Source organism: Halorubrum sp. Atlit-28R, assembly GCF_003665955.1.
GTDB classification, from domain to species: Archaea; Halobacteriota; Halobacteria; order Halobacteriales; family Haloferacaceae; genus Halorubrum; species Halorubrum tropicale.
In genome coordinates this window covers 362458-386240 of sequence record NZ_QPLS01000002.1, presented here as the reverse complement: position 1 = coordinate 386240, position 23783 = coordinate 362458, and the positions used below count along the sequence as shown (strand labels likewise).

At 71.3% G+C, this 23783-nt stretch carries 21 protein-coding genes; 10 read left to right on the top strand and 11 right to left on the bottom strand.

The window, feature by feature from the left end:
- Positions 1–24: 24 nt before the first annotated feature.
- Complete coding sequence (locus DVK06_RS05445) at positions 25–468, bottom strand: hypothetical protein (protein WP_121599588.1); 444 nt, start codon at positions 466–468, stop codon at positions 25–27.
- Complete coding sequence (locus tag DVK06_RS05440) at positions 461–2275, bottom strand: DNA mismatch repair protein (protein ID WP_121599587.1); 1815 nt, start codon at positions 2273–2275, stop codon at positions 461–463. Before DVK06_RS05440 ends, DVK06_RS05445 begins: the two co-directional genes overlap by 8 nt.
- Before the next feature lie 148 nt (positions 2276–2423).
- Here DVK06_RS05440 and DVK06_RS05435 point away from each other — a divergent pair, with 148 nt between their 5' ends.
- Positions 2424–3098 carry an MBL fold metallo-hydrolase gene (locus DVK06_RS05435; RefSeq protein ID WP_121599586.1) on the top strand — a complete coding sequence of 225 codons (675 nt, stop codon included), beginning with the start codon at positions 2424–2426 and terminating at the stop codon, positions 3096–3098.
- Between the two features lie 9 nt (positions 3099–3107).
- Here DVK06_RS05435 and DVK06_RS05430 read toward each other — a convergent pair whose 3' ends face one another.
- From DVK06_RS05430 to DVK06_RS05415, 4 genes are all read right to left on the bottom strand, one after another.
- Positions 3108–4256 (bottom strand): acyl-CoA dehydrogenase family protein, encoded by a 1149-nt coding sequence (locus DVK06_RS05430; protein WP_121599585.1) that lies wholly within the window; start codon positions 4254–4256, stop codon positions 3108–3110.
- 61 nt (positions 4257–4317) lie between these two features.
- The gene (locus DVK06_RS05425) at positions 4318–6333 is read right to left on the bottom strand and encodes a class I adenylate-forming enzyme family protein (protein WP_121599584.1); all 2016 of its coding nucleotides are present in this window, start codon (positions 6331–6333) and stop codon (positions 4318–4320) included.
- Positions 6334–6366: 33 nt separating this feature from the next.
- Positions 6367–6801, bottom strand: a complete 435-nt coding sequence (locus DVK06_RS05420) for a universal stress protein (RefSeq protein WP_121599583.1) — start codon at positions 6799–6801, stop codon at positions 6367–6369.
- A gap of 83 nt (positions 6802–6884) precedes the next feature.
- The gene (locus DVK06_RS05415) at positions 6885–7838 is read right to left on the bottom strand and encodes a transcription initiation factor IIB family protein (RefSeq protein ID WP_053771462.1); all 954 of its coding nucleotides are present in this window, start codon (positions 7836–7838) and stop codon (positions 6885–6887) included.
- A 388-nt stretch (positions 7839–8226) separates the two neighbouring features.
- Between DVK06_RS05415 and DVK06_RS05410 the strand changes: the two genes are divergently transcribed.
- Both DVK06_RS05410 and DVK06_RS05405 read left to right on the top strand, forming a co-directional pair.
- Positions 8227–8616 carry a hypothetical protein gene (locus DVK06_RS05410; RefSeq protein ID WP_121599582.1) on the top strand — a complete coding sequence of 130 codons (390 nt, stop codon included), beginning with the start codon at positions 8227–8229 and terminating at the stop codon, positions 8614–8616.
- A gap of 3 nt (positions 8617–8619) precedes the next feature.
- Positions 8620–9243 (top strand): METTL5 family protein, encoded by a 624-nt coding sequence (locus DVK06_RS05405; RefSeq protein WP_121599581.1) that lies wholly within the window; start codon positions 8620–8622, stop codon positions 9241–9243.
- Between the two features lie 36 nt (positions 9244–9279).
- Here DVK06_RS05405 and DVK06_RS05400 read toward each other — a convergent pair whose 3' ends face one another.
- The 3 genes from DVK06_RS05400 to DVK06_RS05390 all read right to left on the bottom strand — a co-directional run bounded on the left by DVK06_RS05400 (position 9280) and on the right by DVK06_RS05390 (position 11941).
- On the bottom strand, positions 9280–11190 hold the full coding sequence (locus tag DVK06_RS05400) for a rhomboid family intramembrane serine protease (RefSeq protein WP_121599580.1): 1911 nt from the start codon (positions 11188–11190) through the stop codon (positions 9280–9282).
- A 161-nt stretch (positions 11191–11351) separates the two neighbouring features.
- Positions 11352–11630 carry a UPF0058 family protein gene (locus DVK06_RS05395; protein ID WP_053771458.1) on the bottom strand — a complete coding sequence of 93 codons (279 nt, stop codon included), beginning with the start codon at positions 11628–11630 and terminating at the stop codon, positions 11352–11354.
- Between the two features lie 95 nt (positions 11631–11725).
- Positions 11726–11941, bottom strand: coding sequence for a ribbon-helix-helix domain-containing protein (locus DVK06_RS05390; RefSeq protein WP_004598554.1), 216 nt, complete (start codon positions 11939–11941; stop codon positions 11726–11728).
- Between the two features lie 242 nt (positions 11942–12183).
- Here DVK06_RS05390 and DVK06_RS05385 point away from each other — a divergent pair, with 242 nt between their 5' ends.
- Both DVK06_RS05385 and DVK06_RS05380 read left to right on the top strand, forming a co-directional pair.
- Positions 12184–12798: a sulfite oxidase-like oxidoreductase gene (locus tag DVK06_RS05385; protein WP_121599579.1), complete on the top strand. Its 615-nt coding sequence runs from the start codon at positions 12184–12186 to the stop codon at positions 12796–12798.
- Between the two features lie 102 nt (positions 12799–12900).
- Positions 12901–14289, top strand: coding sequence for an isochorismate synthase MenF (locus DVK06_RS05380; RefSeq protein WP_121599578.1), 1389 nt, complete (start codon positions 12901–12903; stop codon positions 14287–14289).
- 17 nt (positions 14290–14306) lie between these two features.
- On the opposite strand, the gene DVK06_RS05375 is transcribed toward DVK06_RS05380, so the two are convergent.
- Complete coding sequence (locus DVK06_RS05375; RefSeq protein WP_121599577.1) at positions 14307–15047, bottom strand: proteasome assembly chaperone family protein; 741 nt, start codon at positions 15045–15047, stop codon at positions 14307–14309.
- Positions 15048–15143: 96 nt separating this feature from the next.
- On the opposite strand from DVK06_RS05375, the gene DVK06_RS05370 reads away from it, so the two are divergent.
- Together DVK06_RS05370 and DVK06_RS05365 are read left to right on the top strand one after the other, a co-directional pair.
- Entirely contained in the window at positions 15144–16100 is a 957-nt protein-coding gene (locus tag DVK06_RS05370; protein WP_121599576.1) for an RsmB/NOP family class I SAM-dependent RNA methyltransferase, read from the top strand.
- The gene (locus DVK06_RS05365) at positions 16097–16627 is read left to right on the top strand and encodes a hypothetical protein (protein WP_121599575.1); all 531 of its coding nucleotides are present in this window, start codon (positions 16097–16099) and stop codon (positions 16625–16627) included. The genes DVK06_RS05370 and DVK06_RS05365 overlap by 4 nt, the downstream gene beginning before the upstream one ends.
- A gap of 10 nt (positions 16628–16637) precedes the next feature.
- On the opposite strand, the gene DVK06_RS05360 is transcribed toward DVK06_RS05365, so the two are convergent.
- Positions 16638–18155 (bottom strand): DUF790 family protein, encoded by a 1518-nt coding sequence (locus tag DVK06_RS05360; RefSeq protein WP_053771452.1) that lies wholly within the window; start codon positions 18153–18155, stop codon positions 16638–16640.
- 87 nt (positions 18156–18242) lie between these two features.
- Here DVK06_RS05360 and DVK06_RS05355 point away from each other — a divergent pair, with 87 nt between their 5' ends.
- The 3 genes from DVK06_RS05355 (at position 18243) to rqcH (ending at position 23746) form a co-directional block, all read left to right on the top strand.
- Positions 18243–19967: a tRNA uridine(34) 5-carboxymethylaminomethyl modification radical SAM/GNAT enzyme Elp3 gene (locus DVK06_RS05355; RefSeq protein ID WP_121599574.1), complete on the top strand. Its 1725-nt coding sequence runs from the start codon at positions 18243–18245 to the stop codon at positions 19965–19967.
- A 212-nt stretch (positions 19968–20179) separates the two neighbouring features.
- Entirely contained in the window at positions 20180–21472 is a 1293-nt protein-coding gene (locus DVK06_RS05350; RefSeq protein ID WP_233561611.1) for a S8 family serine peptidase, read from the top strand.
- A 90-nt stretch (positions 21473–21562) separates the two neighbouring features.
- Complete coding sequence (gene rqcH / locus DVK06_RS05345) at positions 21563–23746, top strand: ribosome rescue protein RqcH (protein ID WP_121599572.1); 2184 nt, start codon at positions 21563–21565, stop codon at positions 23744–23746.
- The last annotated feature ends 37 nt before the right edge of the window (positions 23747–23783 follow it).

The window sequence follows — 23783 nt, the reverse complement described above, 5'->3', positions numbered from 1 at the left end:
CAGGTCGCGGACCGCGGACTCCTTCTACCCCAGCGCGGTCACGTCGACGGTGCGCGTCTCGCCGTCGACCTCGATCTCGACCGTCTCGGCGACGCGTTCGCGCACCGTTTCGCGCCAGTCCTCGACCGCCTCTGCGTGTCGCTTCCGCCGCGCCGCGAGGTCCGCGTCGGGGTGTTCCGCCGCCGTGTCGTCGACCTCGGGGTACGGCGGCGCCTCGGCCACCAGCGCGCGCGGGTCGATGTGGAGCGGCGCGGGAGCCCCGTCGCCGGCTTCCCCGTCGCCGCCTCCCGCGTCGAGCGCGTGGAGTCGGGCCCGCATCCGCCCCGAGAAGGGCGGCGTCGCGCGGAGGACGACCTCGCGGTCGCTCCGCAGCGTCGCTTCGAGCGCGTTCGCCACGTCCTCGCGGTGGACCGCGACCGACCGGATCCGGTCGGGGCCCACGCCCCGACTCCCCTCGTCGTCAGTCATCGTTCGCCGCCCACTCGGCGTCCGAGAGCGTTCGCTGGACCGCCTCCTCGCCGACCGCGCCGGCGAGGTGTTCGAAGCCCGCGCGGACCCCGCGGTCGCCGGCGTTCGCGACGAGCCGCGAGACGATGAACTCCGGCGTGGACTTCCCGACCGTCTCGAACCGCGGCTGGTAGTCGACGCGGAGCTCCAGGTCGTTCGTCAGCCCCTCCGCGAAGATGCCGTCGATCCGGGCGGCGTCGGGCAGCGGGCTCAGGTCCTCCGCGAGGTGGGTGACGTAGACGCCGAGCGCGCCGCGGTCGACCGTCAGCGTGACGAGGCCGTTGAGCAGGTCGGCGGCCCGGCCCGGCTCCGTGATCGCCTCGAACTCGTCGACGAGCATGAGCGTCCGCCCCTCGGCGACGAGCGGGGGGACGACCGACTTCAGCGTCGACTCTAGCACGCCGGCGTTGAAGGAGGCATGCCGGCGATGGAAGACGATCCGGTCGAACGTCCCGACCTCGGCCGCGTCAGCGGGCACGGGCAGCCCCATCGACGCGAGCAGCGCGACCGCACAGAGCGTCTCCAGAAGGGTCGTCTTCCCGCCGGAGTTCGCTCCGGTGAGGACGCTCACGCGGTCGCCGGTCGGCGGCGCGTCCGCGCTCGCGACGCCCGCTTCGCCCGCGAGCGAGTGAGAGCCGACGCCGTACGAGACCGGCTGAACGTCGCCCCCGAGGAAGGGGTTCCGCGCCCCGCGCACGGCGATACCGTCGTCGACGAGTGCCGGTCGGACGTGCCCGTTCTCGGCCGCGAACCGCCCCAGCGAGAGCAGGAACGCCGCGTCCGAGACCGCCGTCGCGGCGCGGGCGACCGCGGTGTCCTCGCCGGCGCCCGACTCGTCGCCGAGCCGCTCGCGGATGTCGGCCGCGACCGCGGCCTCGCGCTCGTCGACGGCGGCCTCCAGTTCGCCGACGAGGTCGCGCAGCGTCCCGGAGACGAAGTCGGCCGCGTCGAGCGCCTCGTCGGGCGCCGCCGACCGGACCGTCGCCGGCTCGACGCCGGTCTCGCGCGCGACGTGGTCGACCGTCGCCGCCTCCAGCGCCTCGAAGTCCCGGAGGCTCCCGTCGCGGACGGTTTCGAGCACGTCGAACGCGGAGTCCGCGAGGTCGCGCGCGGCGGCGAGCTGCTCGCGCAGCCGGTCCAGCTCCGCGTCGGCGCCGGCCGCGATCTCGATGTCGTCGCCGTCGAGGTCGCCGGCGGGGTCGATCGAGCCTCGTACGTCGGCGAGCGCGTCGGCCGCGTCGCGCAGGCGGTCGCCGTCGAGCGCGCCCACGTCCGCGAACGGGCCGTCAGTCAGCCCCGCTTCGCGGAGCGCGACCGCCGTTTCGACCGCGGCGAGGTCCGACCCGTCCGCCTCGTCGTAGGCGGCGAACGCCTCCGCGACGGCCTCGCGCGCGTCGTCGTCGAGGCCGTCCCACGCGTCGCGGGCGGCGACGACCCGGTCGAGGCGCTCCTCGACGGCGTCGCGGTCGAGGAGGGGGGTCATCACCCTGATCCGGTCGGCCGCGTGCGCGGTCAGCGCCGCGTCGGCCGCGAGCCCGAGGAGGTCGTCGTACACCGAGCGCGCGTCGCCCGTCGCGAGGACGTCCATCCCGGCCTCGCCGTTCGCCCGGCGGAGGATGCGGGTCGCGCGGCCGCGGTGGAGGCCGGCGTCGACGAGCGCGCGGACGTCCGCCGACTCGATCGCCTCGACGGCCCGTTCGGTCCCGAGCGCCTCGGTGAGCCGCTCGCTCGTCTTTGGGCCGATCCCCCAGTAGTCCTCCAGTCGCATACCACGTGGTGTCGCCCCGGCGCCTTGGCGTTTTCGTCGCCCGTCCCGGCGCCCCGATGTCTTTCCCGGCGCCCCGATGTCTCCCCGCCGTCTCGGCGGCGCGATCCGGCACGCGAGCGCTCTTGCCTCCGGCTCCCGTAGGGATGCCATGGCAACCGAGATCGCCGAGGGCGTCTGGCGGATCGAGTGTCGCGGCGTCAACGCGTACCTCGTCTTCGACGACGTGCCGACGCTCGTCGACGCCGGGACTCCGTGGGACGAGGCCGCGATCCGGGACGGGCTCGACGAGGCCGGCGTCGCCGTCTCGGAGGTCGGCCGCGTCCTGCTCACCCACTACGACCTCGACCACGTCGGGACGCTGGCGGCGCTCGCGCCCGACCTCGACGCGCCGGTCCGCGCGTACGGCTTCGACGCTCAGCTGCTTCGCGGGTCGCGGTCACCGCCGATCCGGAATCACAAGGGCCTGATCCAGCGACTCGGCGACCTCGTCACGGACCGCGCCGACCTCGACGTCGTCGGCGTCCGCGACGGCGAGCGGATCGGGTCGTTCACGGCGTACCACTCGCCCGGCCACACGCCGGGTCACGTCGCGTACGTCAGCGGGGAACTCGGTGTCGGCCTCCTCGGCGACCTCACCTCGGCGTCGGACGGCGACCTCGAACCATCCGGCTGGCTGATCAGCTACGACACGGACGCGGTGGCGACGAGCGTGCGCGACCTCGCGGCGCGCGCCCCGTCGTTCGAGGTCGCCTGCGTGGGACACGGCGACCCGCTCGCGACGGGCGGCGGCGAGGCCCTGCGGCGGCTGGCGGCGACCGTCTGATCTACCCGCCTATCGCGACTGCCGGTAGATGAGGTTGCGCTGGATGTCGTTGGCGCCCTCGTAGATCACCGGGATGCGCACGTCGCGGTAGACGCGGGCGATCCGGCGCTCGGTCAGGATCGAGCGGCCGCCGTGGAGCTTCATGCCCTTCTCGGCGCAGTCGGTGGCGACCTCCGTCGACTTGGTCTTCGCCAGCGCGGCCCAGTAGCCGGCGTCCTCACCGTTCGCGACCTTCTCGCAGGCGCGCCAGTTGAGCGCCCGCGCCGACTCGAACCCGATACGCATGTCCGAGATGGTGTGCTGGACGGCCTGGAAGTCGTCGATGGTGCGGCCGAACGCCTCGCGCTCGTCGATGAACGCCTCCGCCTCCTCGATGGCGGCGGCGGCGAGCCCGAGCCCGTGCCCCCCGACGATGACGCGGCCGTGGTTGAAGAAGTCCGCGAGTACGTAGAAGCCGCCGCCCTCGCTGCCGACGACGTTCTCCTCGGGCACGAAGCAGTCATCGAAGACGATGTGGCCCTGCTTGGACGCGCGCATCCCCATCTTCTCCGGGATGTGCTCAGCCTCGTAGCCGTCGGAGTCGGTCTCGACGATGAACAGCGTGTAGTTGGAGTAGCGGTCGTCGCTCTCGCCGGTCTTCGCGTAGACGGTCAGCCAGTCGGCCTCGACAGCGTTGCCGACCCAGTACTTCTCGCCGGTCAGTTCGTAGCCGCCCTCGACCTTCTCGGCCTTCGTCGTCATGCCCGCCAGGTCGGAGCCGGTCTGCGGCTCGGAGACCGCGAGCCCGGAGATCTGGTCGTTCTCGGCGACCGGGCGGAGGTACTTCTCCTTCTGTTCCTCGGTCCCGTAATCCTCGACCATCTCGGCGCCGAAGCTGGCGAGCTGGAGCGTGAGCGCGATGCCGGCGTCGGCGCGGTAGAACTCCTCCGCGATGGCCAGCACCTGCGCCAGGTCGAACCCCTTCCCGCCGTACTCCTCGCCGATGTCCTGGGCGACGAGCCCGGCGTCCATCCCCGCTTCGAGCACTTCCCACGGGTACTCGCCGGACTCGTAGTACGCCTCCGCGTTCGGGGCGATGTACTCGTCGGCGAACTCCCGCGCCTCCTGTTTGACGTCTCGCGCGCGCTCCGGCACGATGCTGTCGTCGAGCAGCTCCATACGACTCCTCAGAGCTCCGCGGGCAAAACGTCGGTGGAACAACGAAGAACTCTGGGTGAGTTTATCCGTCGCCGACCGCGTCCGTGTCGCCCGACTCCTCGGCGTCCGCGTCGCCTTCTCCCTCGGTCTCCGCTGTCTCCTTCTCGGTCTCGTCCTCGCCCGTCGGTCCGGCCGCGACCTCCTCCGCGTCGGCGATTTCGACCTCTTCGGGGCGATCGGCGTCGGACTCCGAGATGCTCGCGCCGTCCGGAGCCGCCGCCTCCGCCGGCCCGGTCGGCTCGGCGGGGTCCGCGGGCTTGAACCCCGCCGTCTCAAGGTCCGCGTCGGTGCTCTTCCGGGGGTCCGTCCCGCGCTCGCGGAGGAGCGCCCGCGTCGCCTCCCTGTCGACCGTCCCCGAGACGGTCCGTGGGAGATCCTCGACGTACGCGACCGTCTTCGGGATCTTGAAGCCGGCGAGGCGCTCCCGAGCGTAGTCGACGAACGCGCCCTCGTCGATCGGTGCGGGGCCGACGCCCTCGCCCCCGACGACCGGCGTCGCGTCGTCGGAGCCCGTCGCGTCGTCGGCCGGATCTGCCGACTCCCCCTCCGGTACGTCGGTCGCCGTCGGTTCGGGCTCCCCGTTCGCGGCGTCCCCCGCGACGCCCGCCCCGTCAGGGAACCGGTCGCCGACGGCGACGAGCGCCGCGACGCGCTCGCCCCACACCTCGTCGTCGAGGCCGACGACCGCCACGTCCTCGACCTCGGCGTACCCCCGGAGCACGTCCCCGACCTCGCCGGGCTCGACGTTCTCGCCGCCGGTGATGATACGGTCGTCGACCCGGTTGAGCACGTGGAGGTACCCCTCCTCGTCGAACCGGCCGACGTCGCCGGTGTGGAGCCCGTACGGTCCGAAGTCCGACCGGTCGACGGCCGCGGGATCGATCCCGTTCAGGTCGATGTCGTCGGGGACCGACTCGCCGCCGTCGTCGTCCGCTTCGGACCGGTCGCCGTCGCGCTGCGCGAGGTACCCCGACGTGATCGTCGGTCCCCTGACGACGACCTCGCCGGTCTCGCCGGGCTCGACAGGGTCGCCGTCCTCGCCGACGACCGTCACGTCGGTGCCGAAGAGGGGCCGGCCGACCGTTCCGATCCGGTCCCTGGTCTGTCGCGGCGTCGCGGTGGTGATCTGCGAGGCCGCCTCGGTCATCCCGTACGTCGGGTAGACGGGGATCGAGTAGTCGCGACACCGCTCCAACAGCTCCGCCGGCGCGGGCGCGCCGCCGAGCAGGACCACGCGGAGCGAGTCCGACAGCGTCCCCCGTCGGTCGAGCATCCGCTTGAGCATCGTCGGGACGAGCGAGACGCCGGTCACGTCGTAGGCGTCGATGTCGTCCGCGGTGCCGCCGGCGTCGAACCCCTCGCGCAACACGAGCGTCGCCCCGTACATGACCGACCGGTACACCGGCGCGAGCCCGCCCATGTGGTGGAGCGACAGCGACACGAGCCAGCGGTCGTCGGCCTCGACCCCCAGCCGGAACGCCGAGGCGACCGCCGAGCTGTACACGTTGCCAGCGGTCAGCGGCACGGGCTTGGGCTCGCCGGTCGTCCCCGAGGTGAACAGCACGCAGAGCGGGTCGTCGAACGACCACGTCGGCGGGTCGAGCGCCGCCGGGTCGACGTCGTGGATCCCGGTGACCTCGGCGCTCGTCGGGTCGTCGACGGAGTAGACGGGGACCCCCTCTATCTCCGCCGCCGCGTCGGTGGCCGTCGGCTCCGTCGGCTCCGCGCAGACGACGGCGTCGAGGTCGGTCCGGTCGATCCGCGCGGCGATCTCGCGCGCGGTCAGCTCCTGGCCGAGCGGGACGAACGTCGCCCCGATCCGCATCGTCGCGTGGACGAGGCCGACGGTGCCGACGTACGGGGGCGTCAGCACGCCGATCCGATCGCCCTCGCCGAGCCCGTGCGCGACGAGCCGACCGGCCGTCTCGGCGACCAGCCGGTCGAGGTCGGTGTAGCTCCACGCCTCGCCGTCCTCGGCGCGGATCAGGGCGGTGTCGTCCGGCGACGAGACCACCCGATGGGAGAGCCAGTCGCGCATCGGTGTCACCCCCGTCTGCCGAGTGCGGTGCGACTACTCATCTGTCGACTGTCGCACGGTCAACACCGGTACGTCCGACGTGCGGACGACCCGCTCCGTGACGCTCCCGAGCAGGTAGCGGTCGATCCCCTTCCGCCCGTGGGTCCCCATCACCACGACGTCGATGTCGTGGTCGTCGACGTAGTTGTGTATGGACCGGTAGGCGGTCCCGGACGTGACGCTGGTGACGCACTCGACGCCGGCGTCCGCGGCGGCCTCCGCGACGCGGGTCGTCGCCTCCTCGCCCTCCGATTCGAGCGCCTCGACGACGATCTCCGCGCCCGCCTCGAGGCTGGAGTACGCCGCACCGTCGACGACGTACAGCGCGTGGAGGCGGGCGTCGTATCGGTCCGCGAGGTCGATCGCGTGTTCGATCGCGGCGTCCGACGCCGGGCTGCCGTCGGTGGGAACGAGGATCTCTGAGTACATCTCACCCCGTAGTTCGACCGGTAGCGATTAAAAACCCGATCAACTGTCTCGCGCCGCGGTAGCCCCGCGGCGGCGCCGCCTCTCTACCGGAACCCCATCGCTTCGATCTGCTCTTGGTACCGGTTGCGGATGGTGACCTCGGTGACCTGCGCGACGTCGGCGACCTCGCGCTGGGTCTTCTTCTCGTTACAGAGCAGCGACGCGGCGTAGATGGCGGCGGCCGCGAAGCCGGTGGGCGACTTCCCGGAGAGGAGCCCCTGCTCCGCGGAGACGTCGATTATCTCGGTCGCCTTCGACTGGACCTCCTCGGAGAGCTGGAGCGCGGACGCGAACCGGGGGACGAACTGCTTCGGGTCGACCGGCTTCAGCTCCAGGCCGAGCTCCTGGGAGATGTAGCGGTACGTCCGGCCGATCTCCTTTTGAGGGACCCGCGAGACGTCGGCGACTTCGTCGAGGCTGCGGGGGATCCCCTCCTGTCGGCAGGCGGCGTACAGCGCGGCGGTGGAGACGCCCTCGATTGATCGCCCCCGAATGAGGTCCTCGTTGAGCGCGCGGCGATAGATGACGGACGCGACCTCGCGTACCGACCGCGGGACGCCGAGCGCGCTGGCCATGCGGTCGATCTCGGAGAGCGCGAACTGGAGGTTGCGCTCGCCCGCGTCCTTCGTCCGAATTCGCTCCTGCCACTTCCGCAGCCGGTGCATCTGCGAGCGCTTCTCCGAGGAGAGCGACCGGCCGTAGGCGTCCTTGTCCTTCCAGTCGATGGTCGTCGTCAGCCCCTTGTCGTGCATCGTCTCCGTGATCGGAGCGCCGACGCGCGACTTGGACTGCCGCTCGTTGTGGTTGAACGCGCGCCACTCCGGCCCGCGGTCGATGTTGCGCTCGTCCAGCACGAGGCCGCAGTCCTCGCAGACGAGTTCCTGGTCGGCGTCGGTGACGATGTCCTCCGAGTCACACTCCGGACAGGAGACCGTCGATTCGTCCGTTTCCTGCTCCGTGTCCCGCTCCTGTTGCCGCTGGCGACTCGGACGTTCCATTAAAAGGTTTGTGGTCAGTCGCACATTTAAGCCTTGTCCACCCCCATCAACGATCCTTATGATAAGCGGGCGCTCGGTCACCCGGTTAACCGCTCGAAGAGCGCGTTTACCGACGAATCCGGGAATACGGGGTCGGATCGGCCCGGGCCGCGACCCGTCTCGCTCCGCCGCCGTGACGCACGAAACGTGACCGCGGTCCGGGGTCGGATTCGCCGCCGGATTTCAGGGCCCGAGGTCGCGGCCCCACTGCGGGCGAATTCCGACGCTCGGAGACGCTCACTCGCCGCGCTCGACGTGCTCGTCGCCGTCCCGTCTCGTCGCCTGACCTCTAGTTATTACCTTCAAACATCTATAAAGATTTTTGTATAACCTATGCCAATAGGATTGTATGAGTACCACCTCCTCGTCCGGCATCGAACGCACGCTGCGCGGCTGTCGCCCCGCAGACGTCGATCCGGTCGTCATCGACGCGGCCGACCTCGACAGCACCGCGCCCGACCACCTCCGCGACCTCAAGCAGGGGCTCGCCGCCCGGGGCTACCAGCCCGCCGCCGTCGCGACCGAGGCGGCGTTCGACGCCGAGGGCACGCTCGAACGCCAGCGCGAGGCCGACCGCCTCCGCGGGCTCGTCCGGGCGGCGTCGTTCCTCGGCGCCGGGCGGATCGAGGTCGCCGTCGAGGACGAGCCGTGCGAGGAGGCCCGCACGGCGCTCGCGGCGCTCGCCGAACGGGCCGACCGCGAGGGCGTCGAGTTCGTCCGCGTCGACGGCGCCGCCTGACCGATGGCGACGAAGCGGTCGCTCGCGGCCAAGCTCGGCGTCGTCGCCGGCTTCGAGCGCCCGGACGCCGCCCTCGAACAGTACCCGACGCCCCCGGAGCTGGCCGCCCACGTCGTCCACCTCGCCGACCTCCACGGCGACGTCGACGGCCGGACCGTGATCGACCTCGGCGCGGGGACCGGGATGCTCGCGCTGGCCGCGGCGCTGCGCGGTCCCGCCCGCGTCGTCGGCCTCGAACTCGACGGCGGCGCGCTCGCGACCGCGCGGGCCAACGAGCGTCGCGTCGCCGCCAGCGCGCCGGTCCACTGGGTCCGCGGCGACGCCACGCGCCCCCCGCTCGCCGTCGCGGAGCCGGCGACCGTCGTGATGAACCCGCCGTTCGGCGCGCAGGACGGGAACCGCAACGCCGACCGGGAGTTCCTCGCGGTCGCGAGCGACCTCGCCGACGTCTCCTACTCGGTCCACAACGGCGGGAGCCGGGAGTTCGTCGAGGCGTTCGCCGCCGACGAGGGCGGCGAGGTGACCCACGCCTTCGTGGCCGAGTTCCGGATCGACGCGCAGTTCGACCACCACACCGACGCGGCGCGCGACATCGAGACCGAAGTGTACCGGATCGAGTGGTCGTAGGCTCCTCACTCGCCGCTCCGGTTCGGCCGGTCTCGACTACTGACGCCCCTCGTACCGCTCCCGCTGCGCGATCCGGACCCGCGTCTCGCCGCGCTCCGCGAACAGGACGTCGCCCTCGCGCACGAGGGTGATCCCCCGAACCGTCACCGACTCGTTCGCGGCCGGGAGCGGCGCCGTGACGTTGTTGCCGCTGCCGCCGATCACCGTCAGCTCGAAGCTCCCGCGCGCGGCCGCGACGACGACGGTGCGGCCGTCGATCCGGGGCTCGGCGCGCGCCGGTTCGCTCGTGAACAGCGTCCGTCGGGTCTCGTTACGGACCGCGTCGACCCGGTACGTCGGCCCCCCGTTCGCCGCCACCCAGCCGACCCGCTGGACCCACACGGTCTCGCGCCAGCCGGTCCCGCCCACGTCGACCGCGCGGTACCCCCAGAACGCGAGGTTCCCCTTCGAGACGGCCGTCGTCCATATCTCGCGGTCGGGGTTGGTGACGATCACCCCCGAGGTGTTGACCGACGTCGACCGGCCGAACGCCTCGACGTCGACGACGCCAACGAGCCGGTTCTCCACGTCCTCCGCGTACGTCACCTGATACCCCTCCACCTCGACCGGGTCGCCGGGGAGGTCGCCGTCGTCGACCGCGACGAGGTTCGGGACGACGGCCGGCCCGGCGACGACCGCCAGCGCCGCGACGAGCAGCAGGAGGCCGACCGCCGCCGGCGTCGCCGACCGGATCCCGCCCCGGATCGTCTCGGGGTCCGGGACCGCCCGGGCCGGCCAGATGGGCTCGTCCCGCGAGACGGCCGCGACGGCGACTATCGCCGCGAGCAGGGCGAGCAGCCCGACGCCGACCGCGCGGTACAGCTCGTAGCGCTCGTTGCCGAGGTACCAGTACACCGCCCACAGCCGGCGCGACGCGCCGAACAGGAGCAGCGCGCCGAAGACGACGAGCGCCGACCGCTCCGTCGCGTCCGCGCGAGTCCCGCCGCCGTCGGCGGTCGCGACCGGGTGGTGCCGCCACCGCCCCGCGGCCACGTCCGAGTCGGCACTCCGACCCTCACCGTTCCGGGCTCGGCCGCGGCGCCGGAGCAGGACGACCGCGACCAGCGCGCCGCCGATGACCCCGAGCGCGTGGCCCTGTATCGCGACGTTCGCCCACCCCGGCACGCCGTAGGAGGGGGACGCCTCCGCGAACGCCACCGGGACCCGGACGGCGTCGTAGAGGACGCCGACGAGCGTCGTTCCGGCCATCGCGACGACCGCGGCGACGGGGCGCGAGACGAGCGCGAACCCCCAGTACGCGAACACGACGACGGAGAAGCCGATCACCGGCCCCAGCGCGAACAGCGCGGAGACGAGGCCGAACGCGACCGCGGCGCCGGGCACGATCAGGAACGCCCGGACGTACGGGTTCGCCGCGGGCGACTCGACGGCGGCGAGCCGACCCGGCGCCGCTCGGATTCGCTGAGGAAGGCGCCGCGCTCGGCTCGGGAGCGCCCACACGCGACTCGGCAGGCGTCGAAGGCGGACGGCGAGCCGGTCCGCCTCCCCGACCTCACGACCGTCGGGGAAGTGGCCGTACGCGTACTCCGAGAGGCCGCCGGCGACGATAGCGGCGAGGAGGTTGCCGGTGATGTGGCCGCGGCCCGCGTGCGCGAAACTCGACCAGACGAGCCCCTCCGGGTAGAAGTACGACCACGACCGGAACGGGATGACGACCGGCCGGTTCGGGTTGTCGAGGCCGGACTGGACGAACAGGTACACCCCCACCACGCCCGCCATCACGACCAGCGTCCCCCACGGGACGCCGAGGAGGAGTCGGGACCGGAGCGCCCGCGTCCAGTCGCCGCTCGGGCGGTCGACGAAGTACACGACGGCGAGCGCGACGGCGAGCGCGACGCCCCCGGCGGCGAGGTGAACGGCGTCCGCCGTCAGCGCCTCTGCGACCATGTCAGGTTCGACGGGGCCGCGCACACATCAATACGGGGGTCGGGAGCGGGGACCGGAGACGGGCGGCGACGGACGGAACTCGGGAGCGGGGATCGGGCGTCGGCGCGAAGGCGGGGGGTCCGGAAGGAGCTGGCTCGGGCCGAGGGTTCCGGAACGGGCCCTCAGATCTTGTTCTCGGCGTCGTCGGCGAGCTCCTCCATCCGCTTGCCGACGCGGCCGGCGGGCGAGAACTCGTCTTCGCTCATCGCGTTCGCCAGGGCGTTCCCGAGGACGAACACCGCGTGCTTGTGCTCGCTCTTCGACTTGTGGACGTGCGAGGGGTCGACGTCGAGCTCGTCGTACGGGTCGAACAGCGAGCCGTCGACGGACTCCTGCGCGCGGAAGTGCTCCATGATCGTCACCATCTGTTCGTGGAGTTCGAGCAGCTCGTCCTTGTGCATACCCACAGATACGGGATGTGGGCCCTATAAGGGTTGTTGAGGGGGGTACGCACGGTTCCGCGCCGCGGAGACTGCCGCTGAGGAGCGTCGTTCGCTCAGAAGACGTACTCGTCTTCGTGGCCCATCATCCCCTCGTCTTCGAATCCGTTGGAGTCGTCGTCGTCTCGCGGGCCGCTCGTCTTGTACGCCTTGATGCCAGTCGACAGCAGCTCCTCGACCGCCTCCTCCCGGTTGAGGAACTCCCCCTCCTCGACCATCTGGGCTATCTGCATCTCCAGATGCTCCGGCACGGTTATCTTCACTCGTGGCATTTGCTGTCCGGCTCTTATGGCATGGCGTATATAAAATTGGCGTCGCAGATCCGCCGATATGAAAACGCAAAACGACGACAGAAAAGTTCATTTTCCGTCCTCAAAATTTGCCTTGGAATTGTGCGAACGCCGCGCGGCATTCACGCCTCGACCGACGGGGGCTCGCCGAACGCGGCGCACTCGGTCGCCCGCCCGGCTCCGGGAGCGACATCCATACGTCGGTCCGGGCCGAACCGGGTTCCATGACCGACTCCGGCGTCGAGGCCGCCGAGGACCTCACCGACCTCTACCGCGAGTACGGCGACGACCGGCTCCCGCCGGGCCAGCGCGAGACCGACGGCTTCCCCGTCCTCTCGAAGAGCGGCACGCCGTCGTGGGACCCGGAGACGTTCGAACTGGAGGTGTGGGGCGCCGTCGAGGAGCCGCGCTCGTTCTCGCTCGACGAGTTCCGCGACCTCCCGGCCGTCACACAGCGACAGGACTTCCACTGCGTGACGGGGTGGAGCAAGTTCGACTGCGAGTTCACCGGCGTCGCGTTCGCTGACCTCGCCGCCCTCGCGGGCGTCCGCGACGACGCCGAACACGTCATGTTCCACTCGCTCGACGGCTACACGACCGACCTCCCGCTCGACGAGTGTACGAAGCCGGGCGTCCAGCTGGCGTACGGCTTCGACGGCGATGACCTCCCGGCGGACCACGGCGGCCCGATCCGCGTCGTCACCCCGCACAAGTACGCCTACAAGGGCGCGAAGTGGGTCTCGGGCGTGGAGCTCCTGACGGAGCCCGAGCTCGGCTACTGGGAGAAGCGCGGGTACAGCGACACGGCGAACCCCTGGAACGAGGAGCGTTACAGCTGATCGCGCGGGGTCCGTCGCCCGTTTGTTTCGCCGCTCGGATCTCCCCCGTCCGCTCCGCCCCGATAGTCAGGATAAAGGGTCCACGGCCCCGACTCGGTACGTATGAAAGGGGCGCGCTCTCGGTCGTCACCGCCGCTGGTCAGCCGGACCACGGCGATCGACGAACCGGCGTTCGCGGCGGCGTTCGACGCGCTTCCGGCGCCGCGAACGACCTGGAGCGCGCCCGGCGACGCGCTGGTGATCGGCGGCGGCGCGGCGGCCACCCTGACCGCCGCCGGCGGCGACCGCTTCGCGGCGATCCGCGACGCGACGACCGAGCTGTTCGAGTCAGGCGACGTCCACGCCGGCACCGAGGCGGCCCGCCCAAGGGTCTTCGGCGGCTTCGCCTTCCACGAGGGGGCCTGCGACGGCGACCCGTGGACGCCGTTCCCGGAGGCCCGGTTCGTGCTGCCCCGCGTCCAGCTGACCGTCGCGGACAACGGCGCGTGGCTGACGGTCAACGCGGTCGGCGACGACGCCGACGTCTCCGCGGTCGAGGACCGGCTGGCGAGCGAGGTCGACCGCTTCGCCGCCCTCGACGGCGTCGGCGAGGCGCCGGGTGGCGACGCTGACGGCCGCGGGGACCGGCCACCCCGGCCCGGGATCAGCGAGAGCCGGCGGACCACGAGCCCCGAGGCCTGGCGCGAGAGCGTCGTCGCGGCGGTCGACCGGATCCGCGACGGCGACCTCCGGAAGGTGGTGTTGGCCCAGGCGCTGGAGGCCGACCTCGCGGCCGACTTCCCGCGCGCGGCGACGCTGGAGCGCCTCGCGGAGAAGTACCCGGACTGCCACCGCTACTGGTTCGAGCCCGAGGCCGGCGAGAGCGCCTTCTTCGGCGCCACGCCCGAGCGGCTGGTCTCGCTGCGCGGCCGTACCGTCGAGACCGACGCGCTCGCCGGGACGACCGGCCGCGGCGAGACGCCGAGCGAGGACGAGTGGCTCGCGCGGGAGCTCCTCGACGACGAGAAGAACGTCCACGAACACGAGCTGGTCGCGGAGACGGTCCGGGACCAACTGGAGCCGTTCGCGGCGTCCATCTCCGCGGGCGAGCGTCGCGTCCGTCGCCTCGCGACGGTCCAACACCTCCACACGCCGATCACCGCCGAGCTGGACGCGGACCGCCACGTGCTCGACCTGGTCGAGGCGCTCCACCCGACGCCGGCGGTCGGCGGGCTGCCGCCGGACCGCGCGCTGGCGACGATCCGCGAGACGGAGCCGTTCGACCGCGGCTGGTACGCCGCGCCGGTCGGCTGGATCGACGCCGCGGGCAACGGCGCGTTCGCGGTCGCGATCCGCTCTGCGGTCGCGACCCGCCGGCGCGCCACGCTGTTCGCGGGCGTCGGCATCGTCTCCGACTCCGACCCCGACCGGGAGTGGGACGAGGTCCAGCTGAAGTACCGGCCGATCCTCGACGAGCTGGAGGGCGACGACGGTGACGCGGGCGGTCGATAGCCCCCGATCGCGAACCGCTACTGGAACATCTTCAGCGGCTCGGCCTGCGAGCTCTCTTCGGTCGCCTCTCGCATCCGCTCGGCGAGCTGTTGTTTCGCGTCCCGGATCTCGGTCGCCTGTTCGACCAGCCCTTCCGTCGGCGTCTCGATCCCGGCGATCGGGTCGATGCCGTCGGCGATGAGCACCCGCGCCGCCTCCGGGTCGGGGAACCGCGGGTCGGACTCGACGACGAGGCCGACCGCGTCGCGGCCGTGCTCCAGCGCGGCCGCGAGCATCGCTCCCGTGGGGCCGGAGACGAGTCCGGACTCGGACGGCTCGGCCACGTCGGCCCGAGCCAGCGCCTCGCCGCCGTCGCCGGTGGCGATCCCGTACAGCTCCGGCGGCGCCTCGTCCTTCTCGCGGCCGAGACCCGACAGGAAGACCGGGAACAGGTCGATCTCATCGAACCACGATCCGAGGCACGCCGCGACCTCCGTCGCCGCGCTCGGGTTCACCGGCACGTCGCTGCGGAGCGCGACGAGGTCGTTATCCGGGTCCGCGTACAACCGCACCGGCGTCGTCGCGGCCGTTTCGGACTCGCGGTAGACGGCCACCGGCGGGAGCCCGTCGCAGTGGACGTTCGCGTAGTGGGTCATCCCGTGGACGTCGATCAGGTGGTCGGTCGCTATCTTGCCGACGAGGCCGACGCCGGGGAACCCCTCGATCAGGGTGGGCGCGTCCAGCGAGACGCCGTCGTCGAGGACGGTAATGCGTGCCATGGCGCCCGTACGCCCGGGGCGGACCTAAAGATGTGGCGCGGGACGACGCCGCCCGAGTCCCGAAACCGTCTAACGCCCCGACGCGAAAGGGGGGCTATGAATCCGCTCGACCGTTACGAGCCGCTCGTCGACGACGTCGACGCGTTCCGGGCGGCGTGCGACCGGCCCCTCCCATCGGTCGTGCGCACGAACGGCATCGCGGCGACGCCGGCCCGCGTCCGCGAGGCGTTCGACGAGGCGGGCGTCGCCTACGAGCCGGTCGACTGGCACGACGGCCTGTTCCGGCTCCCGGACGGGAACCCCGGCGGCAACTGGCCGTACGTCCACGGCTGGACGCACGGCCAGGAGGAGGTGTCCGTGCTGCCCGGGCTCGCGCTCGACCCGCAACCGGGCGAGCGCGTCTGGGACGCCTGCGCGGCGCCCGGCAGCAAGACGACGCAGATCGCGGACGCCATGGACGACGAGGGCACCGTCGTCGCCAACGACAACAACCTCGGGCGGCTCTCCGCGCTCCGGCACAACGCCGAGCGCCTCGGGATCACGAATACGATCGTCACGAACCAGGACGCCCGCAACTTCTCGACGAAGCCGCTCGCGTTCGACGAGTTCGACCGCGCGCTGGTCGACGCGCCCTGCTCCTGCGAGGGCACCTGTCGCAAGAACCCGGACGTCTTGGACCAGTGGACGCTCGACCACGTCCACGCGGTCGCGGGGATCCAGAAGGGCGTCCTGGCGCGGGCGGTCCAGGCGACCCGCCCCGGCGGCGTCGTCGTCTACTCCACGTGTACGTTCGCGCCCGAGGAGAACGAGGCCGTCCTCGACCACGTCCTCGCGAGCGAGGACTGCGAGCTGGTCGACTTCGACCTCCCGCTCGACACAGACCCCGGCGTGACCGACTGGGACGGCGAGGCGTACGACGAGTCGGTGACGCGCGCGAAGCGGATCTACCCCCACCGCAACGACACGGGCGGGTTCTTCTGCGCGAAGCTACGCGTGGGCGGAGCGGCCGGCGACGGGGGCGCGGTCGCCGACGGCGGGGAGGTGGACGCATGAGCGACGACGCGCCCGCCAACGACGGGCAGCAGTTCGACCGGCTTCCCGAGACGCCCGCCGACCGCGCGGTCGAGGGCCGCGCGAGCCGCGAGGAGGTCCTCGACTGGTGGGAAGAGCGGTTCGGGATCGGTCGGGACACCTTCGCCGGGTACTCCTTCTGGGAGAAGGGGGCCGGGAAGATCTGGATCTTCAACGGCGAGGCGACCGACCCCAGCGAGGTCGAGGCGGTCGGCATGACGTTCCTCCGGACGCGACAGGAGCACTGGAAGCCGACGGGGCGGGCGGTCTCGCGGTTCGGATCGCGCGCGACGAAGAACGTGATCGAACTCGGCCCGGAGCGGGCGGTCGCCTTCGCCGCCGGGGACGACCAGGACCTGCCCGAGTGGGACGGCGACTGGGGGTACCTGATCGCGACCCACGAGGTCGCCGGCGAGTCGGTCCCGATCGGCGTCGGGCTGTACCTCTACGACGAACTGCGCTCGGTGGTACCGAAGGGCAGCCGCGCGGACCTCCCGGTCGCGGAGTGACCGACCGCCGTCACGACTCCTTCTCCCGCACGGTCCCCCCGCCGAGGCCCTCCCACTCGACCCGGTAGCCGAGCCGCGAGAGCGCGGCGCTCGCGTCGTCGACGCCGTACTCGTCGAGGACCGACTCGGCCTCGGAGAGCGCCATCCCGGCGTCGATCTCTCCCCCGACCGCCTCCAGTACCGCCGGCCGCGCGAGCGTCCGCCCGATCCGATCGTGGTCGGGGAACGACTTGCCCTCGATCGCGCCGACGCTCACCCCGTGCTCGTCCGCGAGGTCGTCGAGTCCGATCACGTCCGCCTCGGGCGACAGCGCGTCGGGGAGGTCCGCGGCCGCGTCCGCGGCGAAGTCGGCCTCGTACTCGCGGAGCACGTCGACCACGTCCTTCACCCGCACCGTCCCGGAGTAGGTGACGACGCGGTGGTCGCGTGCGGCTATCTCCTCGCCGACGCCGAGGCTCTCGTCGACGGCGACCAGCAGGTCCACGTCTTCCACGTCCGCCAGCTGCCCGAGCTTCTTGTCGACGTACTCGGGGGTCCAGAAGCCCATCACCTCGAAGAACAGCCGGAAGTCGGCGTGGGCGTAGTCGAACGCGAAGTCGGGGATCATCACGCTCGCGCCCGCCTCCAGCGGCTCCGGCTCGCGGACGAGCGTCCAGTCGAGGTCGAGCCCGCGGAACCGGCCGGCGAAGTCCGCCTCGACCCCGCTGTCGAAGTCGGGCTCCGCGACGGGCTCGACGGCCGGTACCGTCACGTCGCCGTCCGAGAGGCGCATCGTGCGCTCGCGGCCGCGGTCGTCTATCGTCGCCTCCAGCGACCACTCCGCCGACTTTGCGACCGTCCGGAGCAACCGCGCGAAGGCGGTCCCGTACCGCCTCGTCCGCGAGAACAGCGCGTCGGGGCCGGTGACGACGAGTTCCCTCCCCTCGGGCGTCCGCTCGACCTCGTACATCAACCGCAGGCGCTTCACCGCCGAGACCAGCCGCTTCGGGTCGTTCGACCGCACCCGGACCTCGGTGGCGTCGAACAGCGCCGTCTGGGCCAAGGAGAGATCGTACTGCTCCAACAGGGCGTCCGGGTCCCAGCGCACGTCGGCGTCGACGAGCACCCGTTCCACGTCGCGGTCGGCGTACAGCGACGCCGCTACGTCGCCGGGCTCGATCCCCAGCGCGTCCGCGGCGCGTTCGACCGCGACCTCGCGGTCCGCCTCGCTCGCGACGCCGACCGCCTCGGCCGCCTCGAACGCCGCGCGCCGAACGCGGCGCGGCGGGACCGGCGCGCGCGTCTCGAACTCGCACTCGCGCTCGACGAGCGCCGCGAGCCCGCGGACGAGCTTGAAGTCGCCGTTCCGCGCCGCCGCGTCGGCCTCCAGGTCCGCCAGCGCGTCGTCGAGGTCGCCGCGGCGCTCGCCGACGTGCGACTCGAACGTCCCGAGTACGCGGGCCGCGAGCGGGCGGTGCTCCCGGCCGGCGAACCGCGGACGGTAGCCGCCGCCCGCCCGGGAGACGCGCAGGAGGTCCTTCCGTAACACGGCCCCCGCTACGCGGGTGGCGGCCTAAAACCGGCCGGTTTCCCCGGTGCGACACGCTTAACTCCGAAACCCGTCGATCGAGGCGTAATGAGTACCGACGCGGCGGGCGACGCCGACGACGCCGCTTCCGGGGACGGCACCGACTCGGAGGCGTTCGTCCGCACCTGCGAACACCTCGTCGACCGCATCCTCGCGGGCGAGATCGAGCGCGACGACCTCGAACGCGCCAAGCTCGACGCCTGCTCGGAGTTCGGCTCCCCGAAGGTGCCGAAGAACACCGAGATACTGGACCACGCTCCCGCCGAAGCGCGCGACGACGTGATTGAGGTGGTCCAGCGCAAGCCCGTCCGGACCGCCTCGGGCGTCTCCCCCGTCGCGATCATGACCTCGCCGAAGCTGTGCCCGCACGGGAAGTGCCTCTACTGCCCCGGCGGCCCGGCCTCCGAGTTCTCCTCGGCGCAGTCGTACACGGGCCACGAGCCCGCTGCGGCCCGCGGCGAGCAGAACGACTACGACCCGTACGGACAGGTCACCCTCCGGCTCGAACAGCTCCGGAAGATCGGCCACCCGGTCGACAAGGTGGAACTCATCCTGATGGGGGGAACGATGACGGCGCGCTCGCACGACTACCAGGAGTGGTTCGTGAAGCGCGCGCTCCAGGCGATGAACGACTACGACCTCGACAAGGAGCCGGAGCCCGCCGAGGGCGAGTCGTTCGCGCCCGCGCCGGAGGACACCGAGTTCGAGTACCTCGAAGACGTGATCGCCGAGAACGAGACGAACGCGATCCGCAACATCGGGACGACGTTCGAGACGAAGCCCGACTGGTGTGACCCCGAGCAGATCGACCGCATGCTCGACCTGGGCGGCACGAAGGTCGAGGTCGGCGTCCAGACCACCTACGAGCGGATCAACCGCGAGATGCATCGCGGGCACGGCAACGAGGCCTCCCGCAACGCGAACCGCCGCCTCCGCGACGCGGCGTTCAAGGTCGGCTTCCACATGATGCCCGGCCAGCCGGGGATGACCCGCGAGATGTGTCTGGAGGACTTCCGCCAGCTGTTCGAGAACCCCGACTGGCGGCCCGACTACCTGAAGATCTACCCCACCCTCGTCGTCGAGGGGACCCGCGTGTACGATCGGTGGCGCCGCGACGACTTCGACCCGCTCACCAGCGAGGAGGCGGCCGACCTCGTCGCCGACGTGATGGACCAGATCCCGAAGTACACGCGGCTCCAGCGCGTCCAGCGCGACATCCCCGCGGACTTCATCGACGCCGGCGTCCAGAAGTCGAACCTCCGACAGCTCGCGGCGCAGCGCGCTGAGGAGAAGGGGATCGTCCAGCGCGACATCCGCGCCCGCGAGGTCGGGCACAACGACGCCGACCCGGACCCGGACGACGTGGAACTCGACGTGCTCACCTACGAGGCCGGCGGCGGCACGGAGTACTTTATCTCCTTCGAGGACCCCGTCCGGGACCTGCTCGTCGGCTTCTGCCGACTGCGATTCCCCTCGTTCGCGCCCGACCAGCCCGGCGCACCCGGGACCGAGAGCGACCCGATCCGCCCGGAGCTCGAAGACGCCGCCCTGGTCCGCGAGCTCCACGTGTACGGCAACGAGGTCGGCATCGGCGGCGACGGCGACTGGCAGCACCAGGGGTACGGCACGCGGCTCCTCGAACGCGCCGAGGAACTCGCCCGCGATGCCGGCTACGACAAGGTCGCGGTCATCTCGGGCATCGGCGCCCGCGAGTACTACCGGAACAAGCTCGGCTACCGGCAGGACGGCCCGTACGTGTCGAAGCGGTTGTAGGCCATCGTCCGATCTCTCCTTTTCAGCCCAGCGTCGCCTCTCGTCGAGCGGCGTCATCGACCGATTTATCCGTCTACCACAGGAGTTCAGTTTACTAGGATTTAGCTTAGTACAGGAGTATTCACTAGTGAACATTTATACGTTATCAGGCTACAGTATCGGTACCTCGTCACACGAGGGCTACTCACATGCACTTCGATCGACGAACTTTGGTGAAGGGAGTTGCCGGACTCGCCGCGACGGCGACGATCACAGGAACTGCGTCGGCCGCAGACGGCAGGACGCAGTATATCATCGGTGCGAACGGAAACGGCGTCGCCGACGCCATCGAGGCCGCTGGGTTCGAGGTCCGCCACGAGCTCGCCGACGGCGACGTACTGGTCGCGGTTGGTCCGAGCGACGCCGCCGCCGACATCGAGTCGGTCAAGGGCGTCAAGACCGCGAACCCGGACCTGAAGCTCGAACTCGACGAGCCGGAAGTCGACGCCGAAGTGGCCGCCGAGAGCGCGCCGAGCGACGGCGCCGCGCTGTCCGACCTCCAGTGGGACAAGGAGATCACCGACGTCTTCGAGGCCCACGAGTACGCGACAGGGGAGGGAACGCGCGTCGCAATCGTCGACACGGGGATCGACCTCAACCATCCGGACCTCGGGAACGTCAACAAGGACCTCGGTCGCGCGTTCGTCGTCGACGACGACGTGCCGGAGATCGGGCCGGACGACTCCGGGTCTCACGGCACGCACGTCGCCGGAACGGTCGGCGCCACGGGCGAATCCAGCGTCGTTGGCACCGCGCCAGACACTGAGCTGATCCCGATCCGCGTGTTCCCCGCCAACGGCGGCGCGTCGTTCGGTGACATCCTCGCCGGCATCGATTACGCGGCTGAGATCGGTGCGGACGCGGCGAACTTCAGCCTCGGGATCCCGGGCGTCCAGCAGCCGGGTTCGGAACTGAACAAGCTCAAGGCGGAGGTCCAAACCGTGTTCCAGAGCGCGGTCCGGCGCGGGACCGTGATCACGGGGAGCGCCGGCAACGACTCGGGGAGCCTCCAGGGCAGCGGTTTCACGCTCCCGAACAGCGTTCCGGCAGCGTTCACCGTCAGCGCCACGTCGCCGGCCGACACGCTCTCGTTCTACTCGAACTTCGGCACGAGCGACATCGACATCGCCGCGCCGGGCGGTTGGTACGAAACGATCCCGCGGACGCTGGGCGAGGAGGGGGCCGGGGAACCCGGAGACATTCCCTTCCCCGAGAACGGCGTCCTCTCGACGATCCCCGTCGAGCAGGGTAAGTACGGGTACAAGTCTGGAACCTCCATGGCGGCCCCGCAGGTCGCCGGCCTCGCCGCGCTCGTGCGTGAGCTCGAACCGAACGCGAACGCCAGTCAGGTCGAACAGGCGATCCAGAAGGGCGCCGAGGGCGCGAACGGCAAGAGCGACTCGGAGTTCGGTGCCGGGATCATCAACGCCCTGAACACCGTCGAACGACTCTCGGACAGGAAGTAGAGGCGCGGAATTCGTCCGCCGGACGAACCGACCGTCGCGCCGAAGCCCACAACGACACGCCTTTTTCCGGCCCGCCGGTCTGTCTTGGGTATGGACCAGAAGCGGGAGCTGTCGAGCATCGACCTCGCCGCGCTCGTCACCGAACTCAATCGGTACGAGGGCGCGAAGGTCGACAAGGCGTACCTCTACGACGACGACCTGCTCCGGCTGAAGCTGCGCGACTTCGACCGCGGCCGCGTCGAGCTCATGATCGAGGTGGGCGACGTGAAGCGCGCGCACGCCGCCGACCCGGCGCACGTCGCGGACGCGCCGGGCCGCCCGCCCAACTTCGCGAAGATGCTGCGGAACCGCATGTCGGGCGCGGACTTCGCGGGCGTCGAGCAGTACGAGTTCGACCGCATCCTCACCTTCGAGTTCGAGCGCGAGGACGGGAACACCACCCTCGTCGCGGAGCTGTTCGGGCAGGGGAACGTCGCCGCGCTCGACGAGACGGGCGAGGTGATCGGGGCGCTGTCGACGGTGCGGCTCAAGTCCCGCACCGTGGCGCCCGGCTCGCAGTACGAGTACCCGGCCTCCCGGCTGAACCCGCTCGACGTGAGCTACGGCGGGTTCGAGCGCCACATGCGCGAGTCGGACAGCGACGTGGTGCGCACGCTCGCGACGCAGCTGAACCTCGGCGGCCTGTACGCCGAGGAGGTGTGTACGCGGGCCGGCGTGCCGAAGGAGACGCCGATCGAGGAGGCGACCGACGACCAGCTCCGCGCGCTCCACGACGCGCTCGCCCGGATCGACGAGCGGCTCCGCTCCGGCGACGTCGACCCACGCGTGTACGAGGAGTCGGTCGAGGGCGACGGGACCGACGGCGACGGCGGCGAACCTCGGGTCGTCGACGTGACGCCGTTCCCGCTCGCCGAGCACGAGGACCTCCCGAGCGTCGGCTTCGACTCGTTCAACGACGCCGTCGACGAGTACTTCCACCGGCTGGGGAGCGAGGCGACCGACGACGGCGAGGCGCCCGCCGACGCCGGCAGCTCCCGCCCGGACTTCGAGGAGGAGATCGCCAAACAGGAGCGGATCATCGAACAGCAGAAGGGGGCGATCGAGGGGTTCGAGGAGCAGGCGCAGGCCGAGCGCGAGCGCGCCGAGCTGCTGTACGCGAACTACGACCTCGTCGACGAGGTGATCTCGACCGTGCGCGAGGCCCGCGAGAACGAGGTGCCGTGGGACGAGATCGAGGCGACGCTCGACGCCGGCGCCGAGCGCGGGATCGAGGCCGCGCAGGCCGTCGTCGGCGTCGACGGCGGCGAGGGGACCGTGACGGTCGAGCTCGACGAGGAGGGCGACGACGGCGGGACGACCCGGGTCGAACTCGACGCCAGCGAGGGCGTGGAGGTCAACGCCGACCGGCTCTACCGGGAGGCGAAGCGCGTCGAGGAGAAGAAGGCGGGCGCGAAGGAGGCGATCGAGTCGACCCGCGAGGAGCTGGAGGCCGTCAAGGAGCGGAAGCGGGAGTGGGAGGAGCAGCAGGCCGCCGACGAGGGAGACGACGCTGACGGCGAGGGCGACGCCGACGAGGAGTACGAGACCGACTGGCTGTCGCGGTCGTCGATCCCGATCCGCAGCCCGGACGACTGGTTCGAGCGGTTCCGCTGGTTCCGCACCTCCACGGGATACCTCGTCATCGGCGGCCGTAACGCCGACCAGAACGAGGAGCTGGTCAAGAAGTACATGAGCAAGCACGACCGGTTCTTCCACACGCAGGCGCACGGCGGACCGGTGACGATCCTGAAGGCGTCGGGGCCGTCGGAGTCGGCCGACCCCGTCGACTTCTCCGAGGAGACCCTGCGCGAGGCCGCGCAGTTCGCCGTCTCCTACTCGTCGGACTGGAAGGACGGCCGCGGCGCGGGCGACGCGTACATGGTCGAGCCGGACCAAGTGTCGAAGACGCCCGAGAGCGGCGAGTACATCGAGAAGGGGAGCTTCGTGATCCGCGGCGACCGCACGTACTTCGAGGACGTTCCCTGCCGGATCGCGGTCGGCGTCCAGTGCGAGCCGGTCACCCGCGCCATCGGCGGGCCGCCGTCGGCGATCGTCGACCGCGCGGCCGCGCACGTCACCTTCGAGCCGGGGATGTACGCGCAGAACGACGCCGCGATGATGGCCTACCGGACCCTGAAAGAGCGGTTCGCGGACCAGTCGTTCGTGCGGAAGGTCGCGAGCGCCGACCAGCTACAGGAGTTCCTGCCGCCGGGCGGGTCGGACATCGTCGACTGAGAGTCACTCTCGACCGAGAGGCGCCGACTCGGCCCGA

Coding starts and splice junctions, on each gene's coding strand:
- DVK06_RS05445 (WP_121599588.1), bottom strand. CDS start 468: ATGACTGACGACGAGGGGAGTCGGGGCGTGGGCCCCGACCGGATCCGG.
- rqcH (WP_121599572.1), top strand. CDS start 21,563: ATGGACCAGAAGCGGGAGCTGTCGAGCATCGACCTCGCCGCGCTCGTC.
- DVK06_RS05435 (WP_121599586.1), top strand. CDS start 2,424: ATGGCAACCGAGATCGCCGAGGGCGTCTGGCGGATCGAGTGTCGCGGC.
- DVK06_RS05380 (WP_121599578.1), top strand. CDS start 12,901: ATGAAAGGGGCGCGCTCTCGGTCGTCACCGCCGCTGGTCAGCCGGACC.
- DVK06_RS05415 (WP_053771462.1), bottom strand. CDS start 7,838: ATGGAACGTCCGAGTCGCCAGCGGCAACAGGAGCGGGACACGGAGCAG.
- DVK06_RS05440 (WP_121599587.1), bottom strand. CDS start 2,275: ATGCGACTGGAGGACTACTGGGGGATCGGCCCAAAGACGAGCGAGCGG.
- DVK06_RS05425 (WP_121599584.1), bottom strand. CDS start 6,333: ATGCGCGACTGGCTCTCCCATCGGGTGGTCTCGTCGCCGGACGACACC.
- DVK06_RS05365 (WP_121599575.1), top strand. CDS start 16,097: ATGAGCGACGACGCGCCCGCCAACGACGGGCAGCAGTTCGACCGGCTT.
- DVK06_RS05385 (WP_121599579.1), top strand. CDS start 12,184: ATGACCGACTCCGGCGTCGAGGCCGCCGAGGACCTCACCGACCTCTAC.
- DVK06_RS05355 (WP_121599574.1), top strand. CDS start 18,243: ATGAGTACCGACGCGGCGGGCGACGCCGACGACGCCGCTTCCGGGGAC.
- DVK06_RS05405 (WP_121599581.1), top strand. CDS start 8,620: ATGGCGACGAAGCGGTCGCTCGCGGCCAAGCTCGGCGTCGTCGCCGGC.
- DVK06_RS05420 (WP_121599583.1), bottom strand. CDS start 6,801: ATGTACTCAGAGATCCTCGTTCCCACCGACGGCAGCCCGGCGTCGGAC.
- DVK06_RS05390 (WP_004598554.1), bottom strand. CDS start 11,941: ATGCCACGAGTGAAGATAACCGTGCCGGAGCATCTGGAGATGCAGATA.
- DVK06_RS05430 (WP_121599585.1), bottom strand. CDS start 4,256: ATGGAGCTGCTCGACGACAGCATCGTGCCGGAGCGCGCGCGAGACGTC.
- DVK06_RS05410 (WP_121599582.1), top strand. CDS start 8,227: ATGAGTACCACCTCCTCGTCCGGCATCGAACGCACGCTGCGCGGCTGT.
- DVK06_RS05375 (WP_121599577.1), bottom strand. CDS start 15,047: ATGGCACGCATTACCGTCCTCGACGACGGCGTCTCGCTGGACGCGCCC.
- DVK06_RS05395 (WP_053771458.1), bottom strand. CDS start 11,630: ATGCACAAGGACGAGCTGCTCGAACTCCACGAACAGATGGTGACGATC.
- DVK06_RS05400 (WP_121599580.1), bottom strand. CDS start 11,190: ATGGTCGCAGAGGCGCTGACGGCGGACGCCGTTCACCTCGCCGCCGGG.
- DVK06_RS05370 (WP_121599576.1), top strand. CDS start 15,144: ATGAATCCGCTCGACCGTTACGAGCCGCTCGTCGACGACGTCGACGCG.